Source organism: Pseudoalteromonas ostreae (genome assembly GCF_018069805.1).
In the GTDB taxonomy this organism is placed as follows: Bacteria; Pseudomonadota; Gammaproteobacteria; order Enterobacterales; family Alteromonadaceae; genus Pseudoalteromonas; species Pseudoalteromonas ostreae.
In genome coordinates this window covers 72,613-92,375 of record NZ_JAGPYN010000017.1, presented here as the reverse complement: position 1 = coordinate 92,375, position 19,763 = coordinate 72,613, and the positions used below count along the sequence as shown (strand labels likewise).

The 19,763-nt window shown below is 39.0% G+C and carries 14 protein-coding genes and 1 pseudogene; 10 read left to right on the top strand and 5 right to left on the bottom strand.

Annotated elements, in window-relative coordinates; genetic code table 11:
* Nucleotides 1-180 (top strand): annotated as a pseudogene (locus J7338_RS14570) (hypothetical protein); the annotation flags it as partial.
* Nucleotides 181-353: 173 nt separating this feature from the next.
* On the top strand, nucleotides 354-1,436 hold the full coding sequence (locus tag J7338_RS14565; RefSeq protein WP_210797733.1) for a hypothetical protein: 1,083 nt from the start codon (nucleotides 354-356) through the stop codon (nucleotides 1,434-1,436).
* Between the two features lie 70 nt (nucleotides 1,437-1,506).
* Here J7338_RS14565 and J7338_RS14560 read toward each other — a convergent pair whose 3' ends face one another.
* Complete coding sequence (locus J7338_RS14560; protein WP_228733000.1) at nucleotides 1,507-2,178, bottom strand: chromosome partitioning protein ParA; 672 nt, start codon at nucleotides 2,176-2,178, stop codon at nucleotides 1,507-1,509.
* A 228-nt stretch (nucleotides 2,179-2,406) separates the two neighbouring features.
* Here J7338_RS14560 and J7338_RS14555 point away from each other — a divergent pair, with 228 nt between their 5' ends.
* Nucleotides 2,407-3,300: a response regulator gene (locus tag J7338_RS14555; protein ID WP_210797731.1), complete on the top strand. Its 894-nt coding sequence runs from the start codon at nucleotides 2,407-2,409 to the stop codon at nucleotides 3,298-3,300.
* A 159-nt stretch (nucleotides 3,301-3,459) separates the two neighbouring features.
* Here J7338_RS14555 and J7338_RS14550 read toward each other — a convergent pair whose 3' ends face one another.
* On the bottom strand, nucleotides 3,460-3,984 hold the full coding sequence (locus tag J7338_RS14550; protein ID WP_210797730.1) for a tetratricopeptide repeat protein: 525 nt from the start codon (nucleotides 3,982-3,984) through the stop codon (nucleotides 3,460-3,462).
* Between the two features lie 111 nt (nucleotides 3,985-4,095).
* On the bottom strand, nucleotides 4,096-6,255 hold the full coding sequence (locus J7338_RS14545) for a S46 family peptidase (RefSeq protein ID WP_210797729.1): 2,160 nt from the start codon (nucleotides 6,253-6,255) through the stop codon (nucleotides 4,096-4,098).
* A gap of 216 nt (nucleotides 6,256-6,471) precedes the next feature.
* Between J7338_RS14545 and J7338_RS14540 the strand changes: the two genes are divergently transcribed.
* Nucleotides 6,472-7,272: a glycosyltransferase family 25 protein gene (locus J7338_RS14540; RefSeq protein ID WP_210797728.1), complete on the top strand. Its 801-nt coding sequence runs from the start codon at nucleotides 6,472-6,474 to the stop codon at nucleotides 7,270-7,272.
* A 16-nt stretch (nucleotides 7,273-7,288) separates the two neighbouring features.
* Here the strand turns inward: J7338_RS14540 and J7338_RS14535 are convergent, their stop codons facing one another.
* Entirely contained in the window at nucleotides 7,289-9,073 is a 1,785-nt protein-coding gene (locus tag J7338_RS14535; RefSeq protein ID WP_210797727.1) for a M61 family metallopeptidase, read from the bottom strand.
* Nucleotides 9,074-9,287: 214 nt separating this feature from the next.
* Between J7338_RS14535 and J7338_RS14530 the strand changes: the two genes are divergently transcribed.
* The 6 genes from J7338_RS14530 (at nucleotide 9,288) to J7338_RS14505 (ending at nucleotide 16,501) form a co-directional block, all read left to right on the top strand.
* A complete protein-coding gene (locus J7338_RS14530) occupies nucleotides 9,288-10,823 on the top strand; it encodes a GGDEF domain-containing protein (RefSeq protein ID WP_338109336.1) in 1,536 nt (511 codons plus the stop codon).
* A 41-nt stretch (nucleotides 10,824-10,864) separates the two neighbouring features.
* Nucleotides 10,865-12,208: a nucleotide 5'-monophosphate nucleosidase PpnN gene (ppnN, locus tag J7338_RS14525; RefSeq protein ID WP_210797726.1), complete on the top strand. Its 1,344-nt coding sequence runs from the start codon at nucleotides 10,865-10,867 to the stop codon at nucleotides 12,206-12,208.
* Between the two features lie 14 nt (nucleotides 12,209-12,222).
* The gene (xni, locus tag J7338_RS14520) at nucleotides 12,223-12,996 is read left to right on the top strand and encodes a flap endonuclease Xni (RefSeq protein WP_210797725.1); all 774 of its coding nucleotides are present in this window, start codon (nucleotides 12,223-12,225) and stop codon (nucleotides 12,994-12,996) included.
* Nucleotides 12,997-13,065: 69 nt separating this feature from the next.
* Nucleotides 13,066-13,449: a DUF3192 domain-containing protein gene (locus J7338_RS14515; RefSeq protein ID WP_210797724.1), complete on the top strand. Its 384-nt coding sequence runs from the start codon at nucleotides 13,066-13,068 to the stop codon at nucleotides 13,447-13,449.
* A gap of 10 nt (nucleotides 13,450-13,459) precedes the next feature.
* A complete protein-coding gene (locus J7338_RS14510; protein ID WP_210797723.1) occupies nucleotides 13,460-15,148 on the top strand; it encodes a hypothetical protein in 1,689 nt (562 codons plus the stop codon).
* A gap of 345 nt (nucleotides 15,149-15,493) precedes the next feature.
* Nucleotides 15,494-16,501 carry an isocitrate dehydrogenase gene (locus J7338_RS14505; protein ID WP_210797722.1) on the top strand — a complete coding sequence of 336 codons (1,008 nt, stop codon included), beginning with the start codon at nucleotides 15,494-15,496 and terminating at the stop codon, nucleotides 16,499-16,501.
* A gap of 64 nt (nucleotides 16,502-16,565) precedes the next feature.
* On the opposite strand, the gene J7338_RS14500 is transcribed toward J7338_RS14505, so the two are convergent.
* On the bottom strand, nucleotides 16,566-19,598 hold the full coding sequence (locus J7338_RS14500) for an immune inhibitor A domain-containing protein (protein ID WP_210797721.1): 3,033 nt from the start codon (nucleotides 19,596-19,598) through the stop codon (nucleotides 16,566-16,568).
* Nucleotides 19,599-19,763 lie beyond the last annotated feature (165 nt).

Sequence of the window (19,763 nt, the reverse complement as noted above, 5' to 3'; positions counted from 1 at the left end):
AGCTATATCGACAAAATGAAGGTCAAAATAGACAGCTCAATGGGGCGACGGCAGCTTTTTATTGAATCACAGCATATTGCCTTGTTCAGAATATATAAAGCTGTAAAACACGATGCATCATTAGGAGACATTCTTAGCACCTCAAATAAGCTCTCAAATACCTTCCAAAACGCCAATTAAAACAACGCCAAGTCTTCTTTATATTTTTATTAAATCGAAGTAACCTATTGAATTAAAGCAGGAAACAATCTATGATTGAACCATTAATAAACTAAAACGGGTTTTTCTACAGGCTCGTAGTTAGTTGCTCACAATAGAGTAATCAGACGTCACTATCAGTCAGGAAAAATTTTATGAATTTATCTAATTTTCTCATTTTAGCATTTTTTCTGTCATGTGCTAATTGCTATGCTAAATGGGACAACCAGAGCGAACGCTATGCTAATGCTTACAAGAAATACGCTGAAGCGCGCTGCCCTATTCCCGAAAACAGAATTAAGCATTTTGTCTACTTCGCTCGAGATAGGGGGGCGATAAAAGACCACCCCTTATTGAAACATGATCGCTTTAGCGGTGCACAAATTATGTATTTATGGTCGCGATTAGAGCCTGCTGAAGGGAAATACGATTTTTCTACTATTCGTCATGACTACGAATACTTGAAAAAATATGATAAAAAATTATTTGTTCAACTTCAGGATGCTACATTTGATCCCAAGGTCCGAGGACTTCCGGAATATTTGAATACTAGCGAATACGATGGCGGCTCTATAGAACAAATTAACGATCACGGCAGAGTGGACGGTTGGACTGCGAAACGCTGGAATAAGAAAGTACATAAAAGATTCACGTTTTTACTGGAAGCACTTGGAAAGGAGTTTGATGGGAAGATTGAGGGCATCAATTTACAAGAAACCGCAATTGGAGTGGATCCTAATCAGGATACTACCTTCACCTATAAGGGCTATAGAGATGCCATTAAGGAAAATATGCTTTCCTTGCGAAAAGCTTTTCCACAGTCAACGGCTATGCTATACGCGAATTTCATGCCTGGAGAATGGCTTCCTTGGGAAGATAAAGGGTATCTTCGATCTATCTATGAATACGGTGAACAAATAGGGGTAGCACTGGCCGCTCCAGATCTGATGGTCAGAAGGAAAGGCCAGCTTAATCATGCGCTTGCAATGATGCACGAACACAAATATTCAACACCTCTTGGTATCGCTGTACAAGATGGAAATTATACTGGGCTAACTGGAGCAGACTTTAGCGCAGGCTCGGATTTAGAAGGTAATGAAAACAACGTTGTTGAAAAAAGAAAAAATATAGTTCCATTACTACATGCATTCGCCGAGGATTTTTTGAAAGTAAATTACATGTTTTGGGTAAATCAAAAACCTTATTTCGAGGAAGATGTTCTGACTTGCTTTAAATAGCTTATTAAATTTATTCAGAGGAACAGGCATTTAAAATTGCCTTTACTCTTAATTAAACCTAACTTATTGGCTAACTTGATTTTTGACTATTTTTCATTATTTCTAAATATCGTCCTTCAATGAATTTTTTTTCTTTTGTAAGGTGTTTAAGTGCATACTGCGTTTTTTCTAGCTCTTGTTTTAGGGTGTCTAACTCCTCGCTATTTTCTGGTCCGTCAGTTTGTAATTGCAGTTGCTGTAGCAGTTGGTCTTGCTCTGCTATTTGCCTTTTATATTCGTTTAAAGTGTTAAGTAGCCTAGTTTGATCTGGCGTTGATGATGCATCTACGTTTAGTGTTTTATCACTATTTTCGCTCGCGCTTTTAAGTGCTTCATAATCCGCTTGTAACTGGTCTTTTTCCTCTTGCAGCACAGTAACAGCATCATATTGTGCATAGAGTTTTTGACGAGTAACTTTTAACTTTTCGACACTTTTATCGAGATCTCCCTTAAGCTTACGTATTAACTTATGCGATTGTTTTAATTTATTATTAAGATCATCAATTAGTTGTTGTTCTTTTTCGGTAACATGGTCTTTAGTTGAGGAAGTCACCTCGGTTAATTGTTGCTGTAACAATATTTGTAAATTAACTAACTCAGCAATAGTCTTACGATTATCGTTAACATAGCCCATTGCATTGTCAACAGACTCTCTGCACATAGCTAGCGTAGCATCATCCATATTTCCATTATTTTTCACCATGCTAAGCGCAAATGATCTAAACTCCCTAAGTATCAATAAAAGAATATAAAACCAAGCAGCTAAAATGAGTAGCCCAAAATTTATAGCAATATAATGATAGACCTCAGGAGGAAGTATGGCATATGGCATTGTTAAATTATCTTAAATTAAGCGTTAATTGATTAGAGTTTAGCGCTGTCAAAATAATATGCCATAATAACAACAACATTTAAAAAAAAAGTAATGTACGTGAAAATACTTATTGTGGATGATAGTCAAGCAACACTCGAAATAGTACGCCGAGGGTTGGAAAAATTTGGCTATCGAAAGTTATTAATAGAGAAAGCCAACAATGCTAAGTCTGCGTTGACCCTTATTGGTAGTTGGCATCCAGATATTGTCCTTACAGATTGGCATATGCCTGATATGTCAGGAGTAATGTTATTGCGTGCAATTAAGCAAAGACAACTCAATATAATAGTGGCGATGCTTACTACTGTTGATGAAAAGTCTCAAATTGAAGAAGCGATTAGCTATGGTGCAACCTTTGTGTTGTCAAAACCTTTCACTGACGCGCAACTACATGATAAATTATTACCTTTAGTGCAACTAGTAGAAAATAACGAAGTCATCCCTGATGAAGTTGAGTTAAACAGTGATTTAGCTTTACCAAAACTTTCACAATTAGAACGTTTATTTCATAAACATATAAGTCCATCCTTAATAGTTAACACAATTCAGCCACAAGTATTCAATGAATCTAAAGTTCCTTGTGTGATGGCAGTTTATGAAGATCCAAAGAGTCAAAAAGTGCGAGCTATTGCAATACTTGATATTTATGCAGCCTGTGTAATGGCTAGCGGATATAGTTCCTTGTCTGCTGAGGATATCAGTAACTCAATACTATCGGGCGTTGTGTCAAATGCAGCATTATCTGCATGTAAAAAGGCGCTAACTAAAACTGCTTTCGCTTTTTTAGACAAACGAACACGAGTCAGTTTGCAAATCAAAACTGTCAAAGTTATTACAACCCCTTTTCATAAACTCACTTTGCTATATAAAACACCTGCAGAGAAGCGAATTGATTTTAGTTGCCAGCTTGAGGGGATGGCGCAAGGTAAAGTCATGTTAGTTGGTATGTAATATTTTTACTTAGATGACAGTTACATTATAAGAAATATCAAACGTGTTAGAGACAACAAATGTAGTTAATAAAAAGTATCTACTTTATCCAGTGTTTTAAACGCATTTTAGAGGTGGAAGATCTAAAAAAGGAAGGCTATGCCTTCCATTAATAGCACCCTAAATTTGTTTTAATAATGGTGAACCTGGAACGCTAATTTGCGGTAGTTTTGCGGGTGTAACTGCAAAAGGAGTTGGAATTTTAGCTTTTAGTTCGTCCCCCTTTTGGCGATTATTTTGCTGATCATACACATAATATCTAAGAATATTTGTATAAGTATTATCTTCAGCATTTTCACTATTGAGTAAGTCCATTGCTTTGTCATAGTCAGTAACTTCAATATACACACGGGCTAGATTCATCAATGAACCAGGTTGCAATTTCCCAGCTAATATATCAGACAAACTTTCAAGTTCGCTTATGGCTAATTCGTTGCGCCCCATCTGAATATAGGTTGTTGCAAGTACATTCTTCAAAAAGTACTCAGGGTTACTACCTGGTGCATACCACTTTTCGTATGTATCTAATACATCTTGGTACTGGCCAAGCTTTTGATAAATATGACTCACTAAAGTAAAGCTCAGTATTTTTAACTCTGATTCTTCATAGCCGGACAATTCAATTCTGCTTTGCTGCCACTGCAAAATATTGGCTGCTGATTGTTGTAATTGTTGTTACATCTTGCGATGCTCAAGACTCTATCGTATGTAATAAAAAAGGGCGCTTCCTGAGCGCCCTGCTATTTCACTAATTACTTATTTTACGATTTTCATTTCATCTAGTAAGTTTTGTGCATTATCTACTTTGTCCATCACCCACAGCATGTAACGTGAATCAACGTGGATTGAACGATTAAGTGCTGGGTTATAATCCCAATCGCCAATGATACTTTCATACACACCATCAAACAGTAAGCCTACGAGTTCGGCTTTGCCGTTAAGTGTCGGTGAACCTGAGTTACCACCAGTGGTATCAACATTTGATAAAAAATTAACCGGTACTGTGTTCATGCCACCGGTGTAGTCACCAAATATTTTAGCCTTGATTTGCTGCTGCAGTTTTTCAGGCGCGTTAAATGGGTCAACATCAGTATTTTTTGCAAGTAGCCCTTCAAGTGTTGTAAACGGTTTTGCAACCAAACCGTCTTGTGGTGAATAGCCTCCAACGGTGCCATACGTTACACGTAATGTGCTGTTAGCATCTGCATACACTGGTTTATTTTGTGCTTTATTAAACGCTATGATGGCACTCATTAGCTGTGGACGCGCAGCTTGAAGTTTACCTGCTAGCCCTTTGTCTTTATCTTCTTCAGCTTTCATTACGGCAAAGATCGCCTTCGCATATTGAATGAATGGGTCTTGATTTTGTTCAAGTTCAGCAAATGATTGCTGAGATAATGCAATGCGCACCTCTTCATCATTAAGTGTTGAATTAGCATACATTTTCGATAACAATGCACTGTGTTTTGCTGCATCAAAACCATTTTCTAACTTAAAAACTTTATCAACCTCAGCAAAACGCTCTCCTTTAGGCAGCGCAGCATAAAGCTCTAAAAAGTGTAGTAAAATTGCTTTATCAACTGTTGCATCAAACCGTCTGCTCATGCGCTTTAAACCGGCTTCAAAGCGTGGTAAATCGCGTTCTTGATAGCCTGATTCACGCTCGCTATCCGGTTTTTGTTGCTCATATGCTAAGCGATATAAACTACGTGCGGTACTGATCATTTGTGAACGGTGCACATAACCAAGCATACGATCACGCTCATTGTGCTGTTGCGACTGAGCCACCAGCGTTGATAAATCATTTAACACAGAACCATATTGTTTTTTACGCTTACGGTCGCTGTTTATCCACGCAGTTAGATCGTGTTCAAATTGCTTTTTGCGCTCATACATAGTGCCTTTATTAAAGCTTTCGATCATTGAACCGTAGTTTTTAATATAGTTATTGTAACCCGCAATAGTGCTTTCATAAGCAATACGCGCTTTACTGCCATCTTCTGAGTTTTCTTCAATTAAAGACACATATTTTGAATTATGCTCACGCGCTTTGGGGTAGCTGGTATTAAATACATAATCAACTTCAGCAGCAATGCGGTAACGGTTAGTGCGTCCAGGATAACCAGCAACCATTACAAAGTCGCCATCTTGCACGCCTTTGGCGCTGACACTTAGATATGAATCAGGCACATAAGGTACATTTTCTTCGCTAAATTCTGCTGGCTTGCCGTCTTTACCAACATATGCTCGATAAAATGAAAAGTCGCCGGTATGACGCGGCCACATCCAGTTATCGATATCGCCACCGTACTTGCCTACGCCCATAGCCGGTGCGTAAGCTAAACGCACATCTTTAATTTCTAGAGATTTGATTAAGTAAAACTCTAAACCCCCGTGGAATGAATACACATTACAGCGATAATTGTCGTCAGCTTCACATGCTGACACTAACGCTTTTTCGTTTTTCTCTAGCGCGTCGTAGCGCGCTTTTGCGCTGAGTTTTTCAGTGCCTTTTATTACTTTTTTGGTCACGTCAGTAACTGTTTTAGTTACATACACTCTAGAGCCTGGTGCTGCTGGTAAGTCTTCAGCTGGTTTTTTTGCTAAAAAGCCGTTTTCTAAAATATTGTTCTCAGGTGTTGAGTTATATTGAATCGAACCATATGCACAGTGATGATTAGTAACCACCAGCCCTTTTGGCGATACAAATGATGCGGTACATCCACCAAGGCTTATCACCGCATTCATTGGGAACTCAGTTAATTTAGAAATCGATTTTGCATCAATTTCTAATCCTTTGGCTTTTAGAATTGATTCTAGATCAGGAAGTTGGTGTGGTTGCCACATGCCTTCATCAGCAAATGTTGAGCCCGATACTACAATAGCAAGTGATGCTATGAGTGGTTTTAAACGCATTTTTTAATCCTTTTTATTGTTTCTATAACAGGTTACGCGTGCAACATTAGTAAGGTCAATATTTCTGCGACAAATAGCCCCACTTTTATGTAACAAAATACTGAAAACAAATACTCCTTCGAGCCTTGTTAGCAATAAAAACAACACAACAATGCAATCTTTTGGTCATTTTCAATAGCTAGGATTTAAATATTATTGATAATGCACGGCCTAACTATGACTGCTATTTTTTTGATCAACCTCGCTCGCTCAACCGAGCGATTAGCAAACAGCCAGCGACAATTAGCTGCACATGGGCTAAGTTTTGAGCGTATAGATGCAATTGATGGCGCCATGCTCACGCAAGCACAAAAAGAAATTAATTACAGTCCTAGCCTCAACAAGCAAACATATCACTACCCGCTCAGTGCTGGGCAGATTGGCTGTTATTTGAGCCATCGCAAAGCGTGGCAAACCATAGTCGATAGAAAACTTGATTACGCAATTGTACTCGAAGATGACTTTATCTTAGATTCAAGTATCGATAGTGCAATTAAAAATATTGAGCAACTACCGTTTGCTTGGCAGCTGATAAAACTCTCAGCTTATCAAAACCGTACTCGCAAAATCGCCTATCAAGTGCCGTTGCAGTTTGAGCAAAAATTAGTGATCCATAAAAAGTTGATGACAGGATGTTGTGCTTCTGCAATCAGTTATCAAGGTGCAAAACAATTATTAGCTGCCACTAAAACGTTTGCCCGTCCTGTTGATTGTGACCTACAACATATATGGGAAACTAAAGTAGCTGGCTATTCGTTACTCCCTTATCCATTCTCTCAAGATTGTGAGCAAGTAAGTGATATCAAATCACGTAGTAATACGCGCGAAGAGAAATCGTTTTTAGCGCGTAAAGGCCAGCAACTCAGTAGCGCAATAAATAATCACTTTGCTACGGCCGCATTTATAGCACAAACTAAGCGTGCATTACCCGCTGCTAAATACAAAAAAGGAGCCGCAGCTCCTTTTTACTCATCATAACTTAAACAAACAGTCGTTATTTTTTAGCTAAATTTGGATGCTCAACACCCATCCATGCTTTAAATAATGCCATTTGTTCAGCTGTTGCATCTTTATTTGCAATAAGTATCTTAGCTTTATCAAAATCTTCACTGAGCACTAATGTACTACTTTGCAGCGCATCACGGCGAATAAAGTCAATGGTTACTTTAGCACCTGCTTTGAAGGTTTCTAAGCTCGATTCTAAATCTTTGCTAACGTGCTTTTTATTAATCGCAACAATTTTATCGTCGCTGGTTAAACCAGCCCGCCATGCAGCACCATCGCGACGTACATGAGTAAGAGTCAATAACTCACCGGTATTTTTTGCCATCGCATCAACACTGGCAACGGCTTTTGCATCTTTTGGACGCGCTAACACTAAGCCGACTTTTTTAAACAGTGCCTCAAAATCAATATCTGCTGGTGCATCAACATTATTTGCCCACCACCGGCTGTAATCGCGGCCCGTTAACTGTTTTAAAATAGTTTTCACGTCAGTTGCAGTAAAGCCATGCGGCATTTTATATTGATTATAAAGTGCACGATGAACATCACGGTAGCTCTGTTTACCTTGGCTTTTTTCTAGTAAATCAATATCAAGGGCCATCGAAATCAATGCGCCTTCTGAGTAAATATTAGTACTGTAGTTACGCGCATGGTCACCACCTTGGTTAATCCATTTATCAAAACTGGTTTCAGTGGCACTTTGTACTTCACGCCCAGGTGATGATAAATGGCGATTAACTGTTTTAGTTAAGGTTTTAAAGAATTCATCCGTGGTTGATATACCTGAACGCACCATTAGGTGATCTTCAAAGTAACTAGTTGAGCCTTCAGCAATCCATAGCAACTTATCAAAGTTCATATTAGTATAATCATATGGAACCAAACCTTCAGGTCTATATGCTTTTACATTCCAAGTATGAATAAACTCGTGTGCTGCGGTGCTAATAAAAGCAAGATAATCTTTACGTGAGCCAAAACGATCACGTGGGCGTTGAATAATCGTTGAGTTTAAATGCTCAGTGGCACCACCTGCCCCAGAGGTTGCATGTACCATAAAGACATAACGCTGATAAGGGTACGCATCCCAAATAATATGCCCAGTAGCGACTAACTTTTTAAGATCGGTAAGCATTTGCTCAACATCGTAGTTGCCCTCGCCCCAGATCACTAATTCGTAATCTCGGCCATCTACGGCAAACTTATGGAGTTCATTAATACCAGTTTCAATCGGTGAATCAACTAATACATCGTAATCTGCTGCTTTAAAGCTATGTTTTGAGCCCGCATTATCCATACCAGAGACTGAGCGCCATGCTTTCGGCACATCGAGCTTAACCGTCACTGGCTCTTGACGAAATGATTCACTGAACATAAAAAAGCCCGATGCATCTATAAAGGCGTGGCTGTCATCGATATGACGTGCACGTTTACCAAGCTCATTAGCATAAACTTGGTAATCAATATTTACGTCGGCTGGCTCATTAAGATGAACTCGCCAAGTACTGGCATCCACTTTTTCCCATTTTAATGCTTTGCCATTCTCGTCTTTAGCTTCAAAAAAACGCACTCCATTGGCCAAGTTTAAAATTTCGTAACGGCCCGTACGCCAAGCTGGTAATTTCACGTCTAAATGTGCCTGCGCAGTTTGCGGAAATTCAACACTCACATTACCCAAATGATGCTCAGGTTGAGTAACAGTGAGTGAATAATTAACATCGGCCCATACCGAGTGAGATAATGCGGCAAATACTGACACAGCTAAAAACTTTTTCATAAAGGCTCTTAATTCTTTTATCCAGTGATTTTATTATGCTTGAGCCTAACAACGATGATGAGAAATGTGAATTAAAAGCGATAAATACACGTGCAGATAGGCCCGATGAATAAAAATCATCAAAAATGCTAAGTTTTTGACTTAGTAACTACATTTGTGCAAATTTTGTTGTAAACTTATGCAATAGAAATTTTTTCAATGGCGGTAATTATTAGTGTCACAACAGCTCGACGTTTTAAACAAAAAACTTAAACAAGCCATTGATACTCGCATGATAGTTGAACATGCACGTAAGCATCAGGTAGACACATTGACACACTTTGCGGCTAAGTTATCGTTAAGCTGTAAAGGCATGGACATTGAACTGGATAATCGCTTAGCAAAGTTTCGTAGTGCGCTTGCTAAAGGAGTAGATTTTGAAGTATTTTCCCCGCAAATAGACGAAATTCTCCTACTACTAAAAAATCAAGAAGCACAACAGGCTTCACATCAGCGCGAACTTCATAACAGTGTGCTCGATGCTGGCAAGTTACTGCAAAAAACCAAAGGGTTACCTGACGATGCACGCAGAACATTGCGCCACTTACTGGATCATGAACTGAATAATGTGCAATCGACGCGAGACTTCATTCCACTCCTTAACCGTTTAGTAGCTATTTATCATCAAGCCTTGCAAGTAAAACTAACTGTTTCTGAATGCCAGCAAAGTGCTATGCAACCTAATTTAGCAAAAGAGTTACTAAATTTAGCGAACGATTTAGTATTTGAAGATGAAGCGGCTGAGGAAATCAAAACCATAAAAAACAACATCTCTGAAACCGATTCAGTGGATGAATTATTAACCTCTGCGATTGATATTATTCGCATCATTGCCGGCAATATCAGTAAAGAGCGTCAATCCGCACAAAGCTTTTTAGTGTCATTGAATCAAACTCTTGAAGAATTACACCACTCAATTGTTTCTTCGAGTCAGCATTCAGAAGCAATGGGGGCTGAATTTGCTGCATTAAATAAGCGCATTGAAGATAAAATTAACAACCTAACAACGCAAACCCAAAATGCCACGTCAATTTCATCATTAAAAGCGTTAGTTGATAACGAATTAAAATCGTTAAGCGAAGACTTAATTGAAAAAGAACGTCTCGAGCAGCAAGATCGCGATATGTTGTTAAGCAGTTTTCAAGAGATCAATCAACGCATTGGCAGCCTCGAAACTAAATTATCTAAATATAAAAAACGCCTGCATAAACAACGTTTTAAAAGTTTGCTTGATGGCCTGACCAAGCTGCCAAACAGAGCCGCATTTGATGAACGCTTTCATCATGAATTTCATTTGTTTGCAGTACAAGAATCCGATGTGACCCTAGTGGTGATTGATGTTGATCACTTTAAGTCTATCAACGATAAATACGGTCACAGCGCAGGCGATAAAACACTGCAAGTGATTGCTAAAGCATTGCAAATGTCAATTCGTAAATCTGATTTCATAGCCCGCTACGGCGGTGAAGAATTTGTGTTATTAATGCCAGGTATGCCTTTAGAACATGCCAAAAAACCTCTTGAAAAACTAAGAAAAGCAGTGAAAGGAATTCCGTTTAAGTTCAAAGATAAACAGGTAGAGATAACGGTTTCTGTCGGAGCCACTCAGTTTAAAAAAGGTGATACCCCATTGGGCGCTTTTGACCGTGCCGATGATGCCCTCTACAAAGCAAAAAATACCGGTCGTGATCGCTTGTGTATCAATAAATAACAGCGACCGACCTAGTGCTTTTTATAGCAAGGAGAACGCCTATGTTAATACAGTTAAACCCGACAGGTGTGTTAGATTTACTGTCGCAGCTTGAAGTTGATTTATTAGAGCAATCGTCTACCAGTGAGCGTTATAAGTTATTTAGAAACTGTGCGCTAGCTGTTCTCAATGTTGGCAGTCATACTGACTCCAGCTCAGAGATTTACAATAAATATCAAGATTTTGATATTCGCTTACTAAGTCGTGAGCGAGGCATAAAAATTGAGCTACTCAATCCTCCGACTACCGCTTTTGTTGATGGTGAAATAATCACAGGGATCCACGAGCATATTTTCTCTGTTATTCGTGATATTTTATTTATTTGTCAAAAATACGAAAAAGATTTAACCGAACAAAAAGCCATTACTCATATGGTGTTTGATATGTTGCGTAACGCCGCAGCGCTTCGCGTTAATAGCGATCCAAGTATGATTGTCTGCTGGGGTGGTCATTCAATTAACGAAAACGAATATAAATACACAAAACAAGTGGGCTACGAGCTTGGTTTACGTGGCTTAAATATTTGCACTGGTTGCGGCCCAGGTGCTATGAAAGGTCCAATGAAAGGCGCCACTATTGGCCATGCAAAACAACGCAACACTAATAACCGCTATTTAGGCCTGACTGAGCCCAGTATTATTGCCGCCGAACCACCGAATCCAATCGTCAATGAATTAGTTATCCTTCCAGACATTGAAAAACGCCTTGAGGCCTTTGTACGCACCGCCCACGCTATAATTATTTTTCCTGGTGGTGCGGGTACTGCTGAAGAGTTATTGTATTTGCTTGGCATTTTACTTCACCCTGATAATGCTAAACAGTCGTTACCAGTTATTTTAACTGGGCCGAAAGAAAGTGAAAATTACTTTAGCGAATTATGCCAATTTATTGAAATGACGCTTGGCAAAGAAGCTCTTGATAAATTTGAAGTTATTATAGACAACCCAGAATTAGTTGGAATGAAACTCAAATCTGCAATGGCGAATGTACGTGATTACCGTAAGAGCCAAGGTGATGCCTATTACTTTAACTGGACGTTAAAAATTGAACATGAATTTCAGCAACCTTTTGCACCAACCCATGAAAATATGGCTGGGCTTGATCTACATTTAGACCAAGAAAAGCAATTGCTTGCAGCTAATCTACGGCGTGCATTTTCTGGGATTGTTGCGGGTAATGTAAAAGACGAAGGTATTCAAGCCATTAAACAGCATGGTCGATTTGTTATTAGTGGTGAGCCAACGTTAATGAAAGCCATGGATACACTACTACAAGCATTTATTGAGCAAGGAAGAATGAAACTCCCTGGTAGTCAATATGTTCCATGTTATGAAGTCAAAGCATAAGGGTTAATGTATTCGTGTCAGGTCAGTTACTTTTAATCGATGCGCTTAATTTAATTAGGCGCATTTATGCAGTTGATAGTAATCAAAACAAAGGCAGTGATGAGCAAATGATAAATACCTGCTGCGCGCGGGTAGCTAACGCCTGTGAAAAACTTATAAAGATCACCCAAGCAACGCATGCTATTGCAGTATTTGATGGCGATAAAAGCTGGCGATATCATTACTACGCACAGTATAAGAGTAGTCGTGCTTCCATGCCTGAAACTCTGAAAAATTCATTAGATAAATTTAAACAGGCGATTGAGCAGACGGGTATTGTAGTGTTTGCCCCAGTAAACGATGAAGCAGATGATATTATTGCCACATTAGCCGATAAAATGGCGAAAAATCAGTTATATTGTACCATTGTCTCCACTGATAAAGGGTTTTTACCTAGCTTAAATAATTATATAAATGTGTATGATTATTTTAAAAAAGAATATTTAGATCATCACTCTATCATACAACGCTTTGGCGTTGAGCAAGCTAGATTAATTGATTTTTGGGCCATGGCTGGTGATAAAACCAATGATATTCCAGGTATTAAGGGAATTGGCACAAAAACAGCACAAGAAATTATTAGTAAGCACGCAGATATAACATTGGCTGCAGAGGATGAGACGCTTTCTGCTGCGGTGCGTAAAAAGTTAGCAATAGGCATGGCTGACTATATTACCTCAAAAAACTTGGTTGCTTTACGTACAGATATTAACTTAGGCTTTAGTTTAAAGCAGTTAAGGCTCAATTAATCGCATTCACGTAGCACTGAATTTGAACTATGCGTATACTGAATTTAAGTATCAGCGTAAGAGTGCACAATGTTTAAGAAGGTTTTCCGCTATCTCATATTAGGTTTAGGTGTATACGCCTTGATCGCCACTTTGGTCATTAATTTTTATAAAGATGATCCGCAGGCGATGATCTGGCAAGACCGAGAAGCGTTCAATAAACGTTATATCGCTAAATTAAGTATCGCTACACCGACTAACTTAAACACTGTATTAGAGTATTTAGGCAGCCCTGATCTAACATTCGCTAAACGTGATAAAGAGGAAGTATGGCAAATTATTTTTTACCGTACTCAACATATCAAATCAGATGGGATCACGACAATGGATGAGTGCACCGGTTTACTATTTAGAAATGGCCAGTTAATTTTTTGGGGCCCAAATGCATTGGATGCATTTGAACAACGCGGGTAATTGATTACTTATGGATGAATATTGCGCACAAGATCTTGCCAGCGTCTTTGAAAAAACTCACCAAGTATTAAGTTTTTATCATAATAAAAATCAGTGGTCACAAATTTATCCGCTGTTGACACAACTGGCTGAGCAATATTATAAACTCTATAATTCACATCCAAATGCGATGCAAGCCCAGCTTACTTTATATGTAACAACCCATGGTTATACAACCAATTTAGTGGTTAATCAATGTGTTATTATCTCCGCTTTTTGTCGCAGTTTAAGTTATGACAGTAAAATCAGCCAATTGCTTATTTGTGTATGTTTAACCAACTATTTATGTGTGCAAACACAAACCAATAAATTGGCTCTTCGCCAACCACTTACCCAGCAAGAAAAAAAGCAATGGCAGTCGCGTCATCAGCTAGCAGTAAAATTACTGCAATCTGCTAATATTGCCACTAACCATATTGCGTGTATTTTAGCGCGCTTAAATAAGTATAAGCAGGCCTTGCTAAGCACGCCAAAAATCATGATCTATGATGGACCAACGACGTTAGTTGCGTTAGCAAATATTATTGCGATGAACATTACCTATCGTACCCAAAATGATCATATCGATATCTATAAAGCAGTGGCTGATATTTATATTCGTACTCCCAACCTGTTTGCTCAACAAGCCTTAAAAGCACTAATTGGTCATTTTGGCCCTTACCTGCCAGGCTCGTTGGTAAATTATAACGATCAGCAGCTCACTTATATTGGTAAAAACCACCAGCAACGGGATTTGTTAATTGCTTTACATGAACAGCAAAAAACCAAATGGTACAGTGTCAAAGCAAAGCTAGAATCGCATTCAAAACAACGCCCAAGTAAAGACAAGCGATTATTGTTTAGCGTATGGTTCAATGAGCACATAGCCCCTCCTATTGAAATTGTAAACCTTGAAAAACAACAATTACTAATGTTGATAAGCCAAGTCAAAGTGCAAAAAGAATACTCATACAGTGCCCTTGCTAAATTACTTAATAATCATTCTGCAACAATTGCATTACTCCGTGAAGCAGTAAAACCTTATAATAAAGAACAGCTACCAGGCAAAGACTTACGCCATTGTTTATCAATGGTCGGCTTATATAATGCGCCAGCAATCATTCAACGAGTGCTCTTTGAGCAATTAGTAAACTACCAAACACATCCATTAATGCAACATATACGATTACGCTTACAGGCAATCATAAGTTTATTAAATCAGCTGGTAAGTCGAGATCAATACAGCCAGTTCGAGCACCTAGCTCTGCCTATTTATGGTTACGTAAATTATTTGATTGAATACTGTAGTACTACAATTAGCCGTAAAACAGTGTATGAACACTCACCCAAAAGTGATGTAAGTATGCCTTTTGCGTGGCTATTTGGTGTCATGGATCATGATAGTGATCATTTATCGGCTTATTTACTAGAATTGCTTGGTAACAACCCATGGACACAAGCGCTTTTAGATGCTGAGCAGCAAAAAAAACAACACTTATCTGCAGAAGCACAATTATGGGTTGCAATAAAACTCGTCGTTATTAAGGTGTATCAACCCGACGCAATACAAAGTAGTTGGCAAACACATACTTTTGAACAAGTGTTAAAACGCTTAGATTGGCAGTCCAGCGAGGATTTTTATACTCAGCTGCCAAGCCTAAGTTTAAGCAATAGTGTATGAATATTTATTAGCCATTGTGACTAATTTAGCGCGTTTTCGCGGGTTTTACTGGCAAAAAGTTGAATAAATTGCTATAAAAGCCGCTTGTATTTTCAAACTCATTCACGTAAATAATCTAACAAGTAATCGCTTAATACCAATCGTGTTAAGTTACTAGCCATTTATAGCGACAGATAAATAGAGTGATAACAAGGCATAAATTTCGATATGTAGTTGTTCTACTTGAGAAATTCATAACGCAGTTAGCGCTTTATTTAGCACGCTAGAATGGTTAAATATTTAAGTCGATTGGTATAATAATGCGTCACATTTACGTGCATTTCTAACTCGTAATAGGAAAAGTTCATGGCCAAACAAACCATCACAGTGATCAAAGGCGACGGCATCGGTCCGAGTATTATTGATTCAGCCCTTGAGATCTTAACAGCCGCAGGGTGCGATTTTGATTATGAATTCGTTGATGCAGGTCTTGCTGCCTTAGAAAAAACCGGTGAATTATTACCACAAGATACCATTAATACTATTGCGCGTAATAAAATCACTCTTAAAGGCCCACTAACTACGCCTGTTGGTGAAGGTTTTACTTCAATCAATGTAACTTTACGAAAGCAGTTTGGTTTATACGCCAATGTACGCCCAGTTAAGTCATTTGTTGGCACTAAAGCACGTTATGAAGACATTGATATCATCACGGTACGTGAAAATACGCAAGGTATGTATTCTGGTTTAGGTCAAGTGACATCTGAAGATGGTAACGAAGCACAAGCGATGTCTATGATCACCCGTGAAGGTGCTGAGAAAATCGTTACTTTTGCCTACGAACTTGCCGTGCGTGAAGGCCGTAAAAAAGTAACAGCGGTTCACAAAGCTAACATCTTAAAATCAACATCAGGTTTATTCTTAAAAGTAGCCCGTGAAGTTGCGGAACGTTATCCTGAAATTGAATCAACTGAAATGATTGTTGATGCAACCTGTATGAAACTGGTAATGAGCCCAGAAGAGTTTGACGTTATCGTTACTACAAACCTGTTTGGTGATATTTTATCAGATTTATGTGCGGGTCTTGTAGGCGGTTTAGGTATGGCACCTGGCGCTAACATTGGTGAAAATGCAGCTATCTTTGAAGCCGTTCACGGCAGCGCACCTGATATTGCAGGTAAAAACCTAGCAAATCCAACCTCTGTTATCTTAGCATCTATTCAAATGTTAGAGCATTTAGAAATGGGCGAAACTGCAGAGCGTATCCGCAGTGCTGTAGCAGACGTAATTAAATCGGGTGACCGTACAACTCGCGATCTGGGTGGCAGCCACGGTACTACTGATTTCACTCAAGCTGTTATCGACCGTTTATAAACCAAACCTAGATTATTATCATGCTAATAAAAGCCAGTATTTACTGGCTTTTTTGTAACTTAGTTTATGCTTGCCTCTTTGTTCGAAAACTCAGTGGTAGCAGTAACAATAGCCAAAATATACTTCCGCCACTGGAGCCGGAACTGGCAACTTGTTTTTGCACTGTTACCGTAAGCTTGCTAGCCGGTAAGGTGTTTTTTATGCCATTTGCAGAGGTATCAGTCACGATCAGTGCCACCCTATAGCTTCCTGCTTGGCTATAAGTGTGTGAAGGATTAGCACGTTGGCTTACAGCACTGCCATCTCCAAAATCCCAGCTGTAAGTATAGTTATTAAACCCGCCTTTAGTATCACTGCTAAAATTAACCAGTAAATCTTTTGCACTGTAACTGGCCTGTGTTGTAAGTAATACATCTGCCGATACTCGGGTTGCTAAAGACTGCGCCACGCCATTTGCATCAGTTACAATAACGCTCAAGGTATAGTCACCACTGTACTGATAGCTGTGGTTAATACTCTGCCCTTTCGCAGTTGAGCCATCACCTAATTGCCACGCATAGTCATAAGGTGCTTGACCCCCTGATATAGTGACTTTTGCAGTTACATTGCCTTTCTCTATATTGGTATCCACGCTGGAAATTAATAACGGCGCAGTAAGCACAACAGTCATCGATTCTTGAAACTGCTGCCCTTGTTCATTAGTACGAGTAAAACTCACAGTGTAGCTACCATAATCGGCGAATTTATGGCTTGGATTCAATTTATCACTGCTTTGGCCATCACCAAACTGCCAATTAAAACTATCGGTTGGGGTCAACGCCATTCCTTTAATTTCAAAACTCGCTTCGAGATCATTAGTAACTGCATTGATCCCAGACTGTCGGGTATAGCCTAAATTCAATTCAATTGAGCTATTATCAATCGCTTGCTCAACAATAGAAAAATTAAAACCAAACGGTAAAACTTTTACACCAGAGGCCGGTTGCGTGGCAAAACTGTAATCATTATTATCATTAAACTCAGCAATTGCTGCTAACTGTGTATCACCTAAACCTTGGCGCTGATCATAAAGACTAAAAGCAGCATCTCTCAACTGGATCGTAGTACTGGCAGGCGCGCTACTGTTACCTTTTGCAATGGCATTTTGATCGGCATCAACAACCAGTATAAACCCATCACCAATATGCTCCGGGGTATTATTATCTGTATACTGCTCATTAGCAGACCAAAGTAATAAACCTGGTGAATACTGCTCAACTTGTAAACCACTATCAATCCCTAAATAACTACGCAACTGTAAATAGTAATTGTGTGGTTTTGCATAGATGTGCTCCCCCACTCTGCTAAAACCATCAAGTTGTGCTTGTGTTGGCTGCTCTGCGTTATCTTGCCAAACGAACGTATTACCTTGGCTAATGGCCATATCATCAACCACTAGACCAAAATAATGAGTATACGTGTCCGTTTTATAGTTAAAACTAAGTGTGATTGTTTGACCAGCATAAGCTGATAAATCAAAACGATGCCGTAAATAATTATTCGGCTGCTGAGCGTCATTTACTGAACTTGAAGACCCTGTTATATACGGACCAATGTCTCCATAAAATGGATTAACCGCTTGGGTATATTGTGACGCAATAGGTTGTGCGTTTACTAATACTTGAGCATAATCATAATGTGTTTCAATGCTGTAATAGGCACTTAAATCAAGATAAGTAGGCTGCATACTTACAGGTAAATTGACTGTAAATGTCATACTTTGTGAAACATTGTCACCACTGCCTGAATAGTATTGCAAGCGCCCTTCTACCGCTGGATAAAATGGTTGTAAATTGGTTGGCAGGATGATTTTTAACTGGTTTAATTCAGTTGATACACCACTACTATGGCGAACTATTTGCTGTTGATTGGTGGCGATTTCGTCTAACGATATCGTCGTTTGATTAAGCCAGTTTCCTTGGTAACGGTTTTGTAAGTATTCGAGTGCATAAGGACTGAACATAACCGGCTGTGAGCCACGAGGTGAACCGGCCCAACTACCACCAGACATAACTGACCAAAGCGCCACAGGCTCACCAAGCGCACTGCCGGTTAAATCATATTCATCAGGCAAACCTAAATCATGACCAAACTCATGTACCACCACGCCAATACCAGCATCGATAGGATTGATAGTATAACCAAATAAACGAATACTACTGCCATCAACCGCACTTGGCTGATTGTTTTGATCGTACACATAAAAACGATGTGACCAAATCGCATCAGTACCCAGTACGCCACCTCCGGCTTCTTCACCTATACTTGAGTGGAAAATCATAACATGGTCAATAATGCCATCAGGTTCATTGGTGATCCCGTCACCATCACGATCATCCAAATCCGTTAAATCATAATCTGCTAAGTTAATATTAAATTTGGCTACGGCTTTTTCTACCGCTTCTTTCACTAAACTAGGTGCATCAATATCATTATTATCCCCTTGGCGTGCACCATAGCTTTTCGCATCATTATCGGCGGTTACCCAGCCATAAACTTGCCCCGTAAATGCTAAGCTCTCCCCAGAAGCTTGCTGATAGTATTGATAAGCTGTTTGTAAAGTTTGCTGCTGTGGTCCTGAGTAACCATCTGTAGCGAACAACATTTGTTGATAATGATGTTGACTATAGCTTGGGTAGTACATATCGCTATCTGCTGCTGATAAGCCATTGTTATCATGAGGTAAGTCAGGGAAATCAACCAATATAGCTAGCACTTTTACGGTATTTTTCTTTGAGTTAGGTAGCTGCGAAGACACACTCGCCAAGCGCTGAGCCATTTTGCGTTGCTGAGTTAAAACTTGGGGATTAAGTTGCCGACGTGAATGCATCGATTCACCACGGCCAATATAATCAGACAATAATTTGTCATGCGCTAATTTATCATCAAGCTGTCCGCGTTTATCTAACCAATATAAGATCCGCTCCTTATTAACGACACCAATATCAGTTGGGCTACTATTTTGTGGTTTTGCCGCACTATGTTGACTTAACAATGCCAAAGTCAGGGCACATAACAATTGGGAGTATTTCACAAGAACACCTATCAACAACTTCATAACGATAATAATAGCGAATAATTTACATGCTTACATTACATTTATAAGTACACCGTAAATACTCCAACACTTCAAAAAGCATAATTCTTTGTTTTTTACGGTTAAAAACGCAATTTAAAGCAACTTTTAAATCTAAAAACAATTAATTTGGAATTTTAATGCAGC

Bases quoted from the DNA above. Each gene is read 5' to 3' on its own strand.
- J7338_RS14565 (WP_210797733.1), top strand. From the start codon at position 354: ATGAATTTATCTAATTTTCTCATTTTAGCATTTTTTCTGTCATGTGCT.
- J7338_RS14510 (WP_210797723.1), top strand. From the start codon at position 13,460: ATGGATGAATATTGCGCACAAGATCTTGCCAGCGTCTTTGAAAAAACT.
- ppnN (WP_210797726.1), top strand. From the start codon at position 10,865: ATGTTAATACAGTTAAACCCGACAGGTGTGTTAGATTTACTGTCGCAG.
- J7338_RS14560 (WP_228733000.1), bottom strand. From the start codon at position 2,178: ATGGTGAAAAATAATGGAAATATGGATGATGCTACGCTAGCTATGTGC.
- J7338_RS14505 (WP_210797722.1), top strand. From the start codon at position 15,494: ATGGCCAAACAAACCATCACAGTGATCAAAGGCGACGGCATCGGTCCG.
- J7338_RS14500 (WP_210797721.1), bottom strand. From the start codon at position 19,598: ATGAAGTTGTTGATAGGTGTTCTTGTGAAATACTCCCAATTGTTATGT.
- J7338_RS14535 (WP_210797727.1), bottom strand. From the start codon at position 9,073: ATGAAAAAGTTTTTAGCTGTGTCAGTATTTGCCGCATTATCTCACTCG.
- J7338_RS14545 (WP_210797729.1), bottom strand. From the start codon at position 6,255: ATGCGTTTAAAACCACTCATAGCATCACTTGCTATTGTAGTATCGGGC.
- J7338_RS14515 (WP_210797724.1), top strand. From the start codon at position 13,066: ATGTTTAAGAAGGTTTTCCGCTATCTCATATTAGGTTTAGGTGTATAC.
- J7338_RS14540 (WP_210797728.1), top strand. From the start codon at position 6,472: ATGACTGCTATTTTTTTGATCAACCTCGCTCGCTCAACCGAGCGATTA.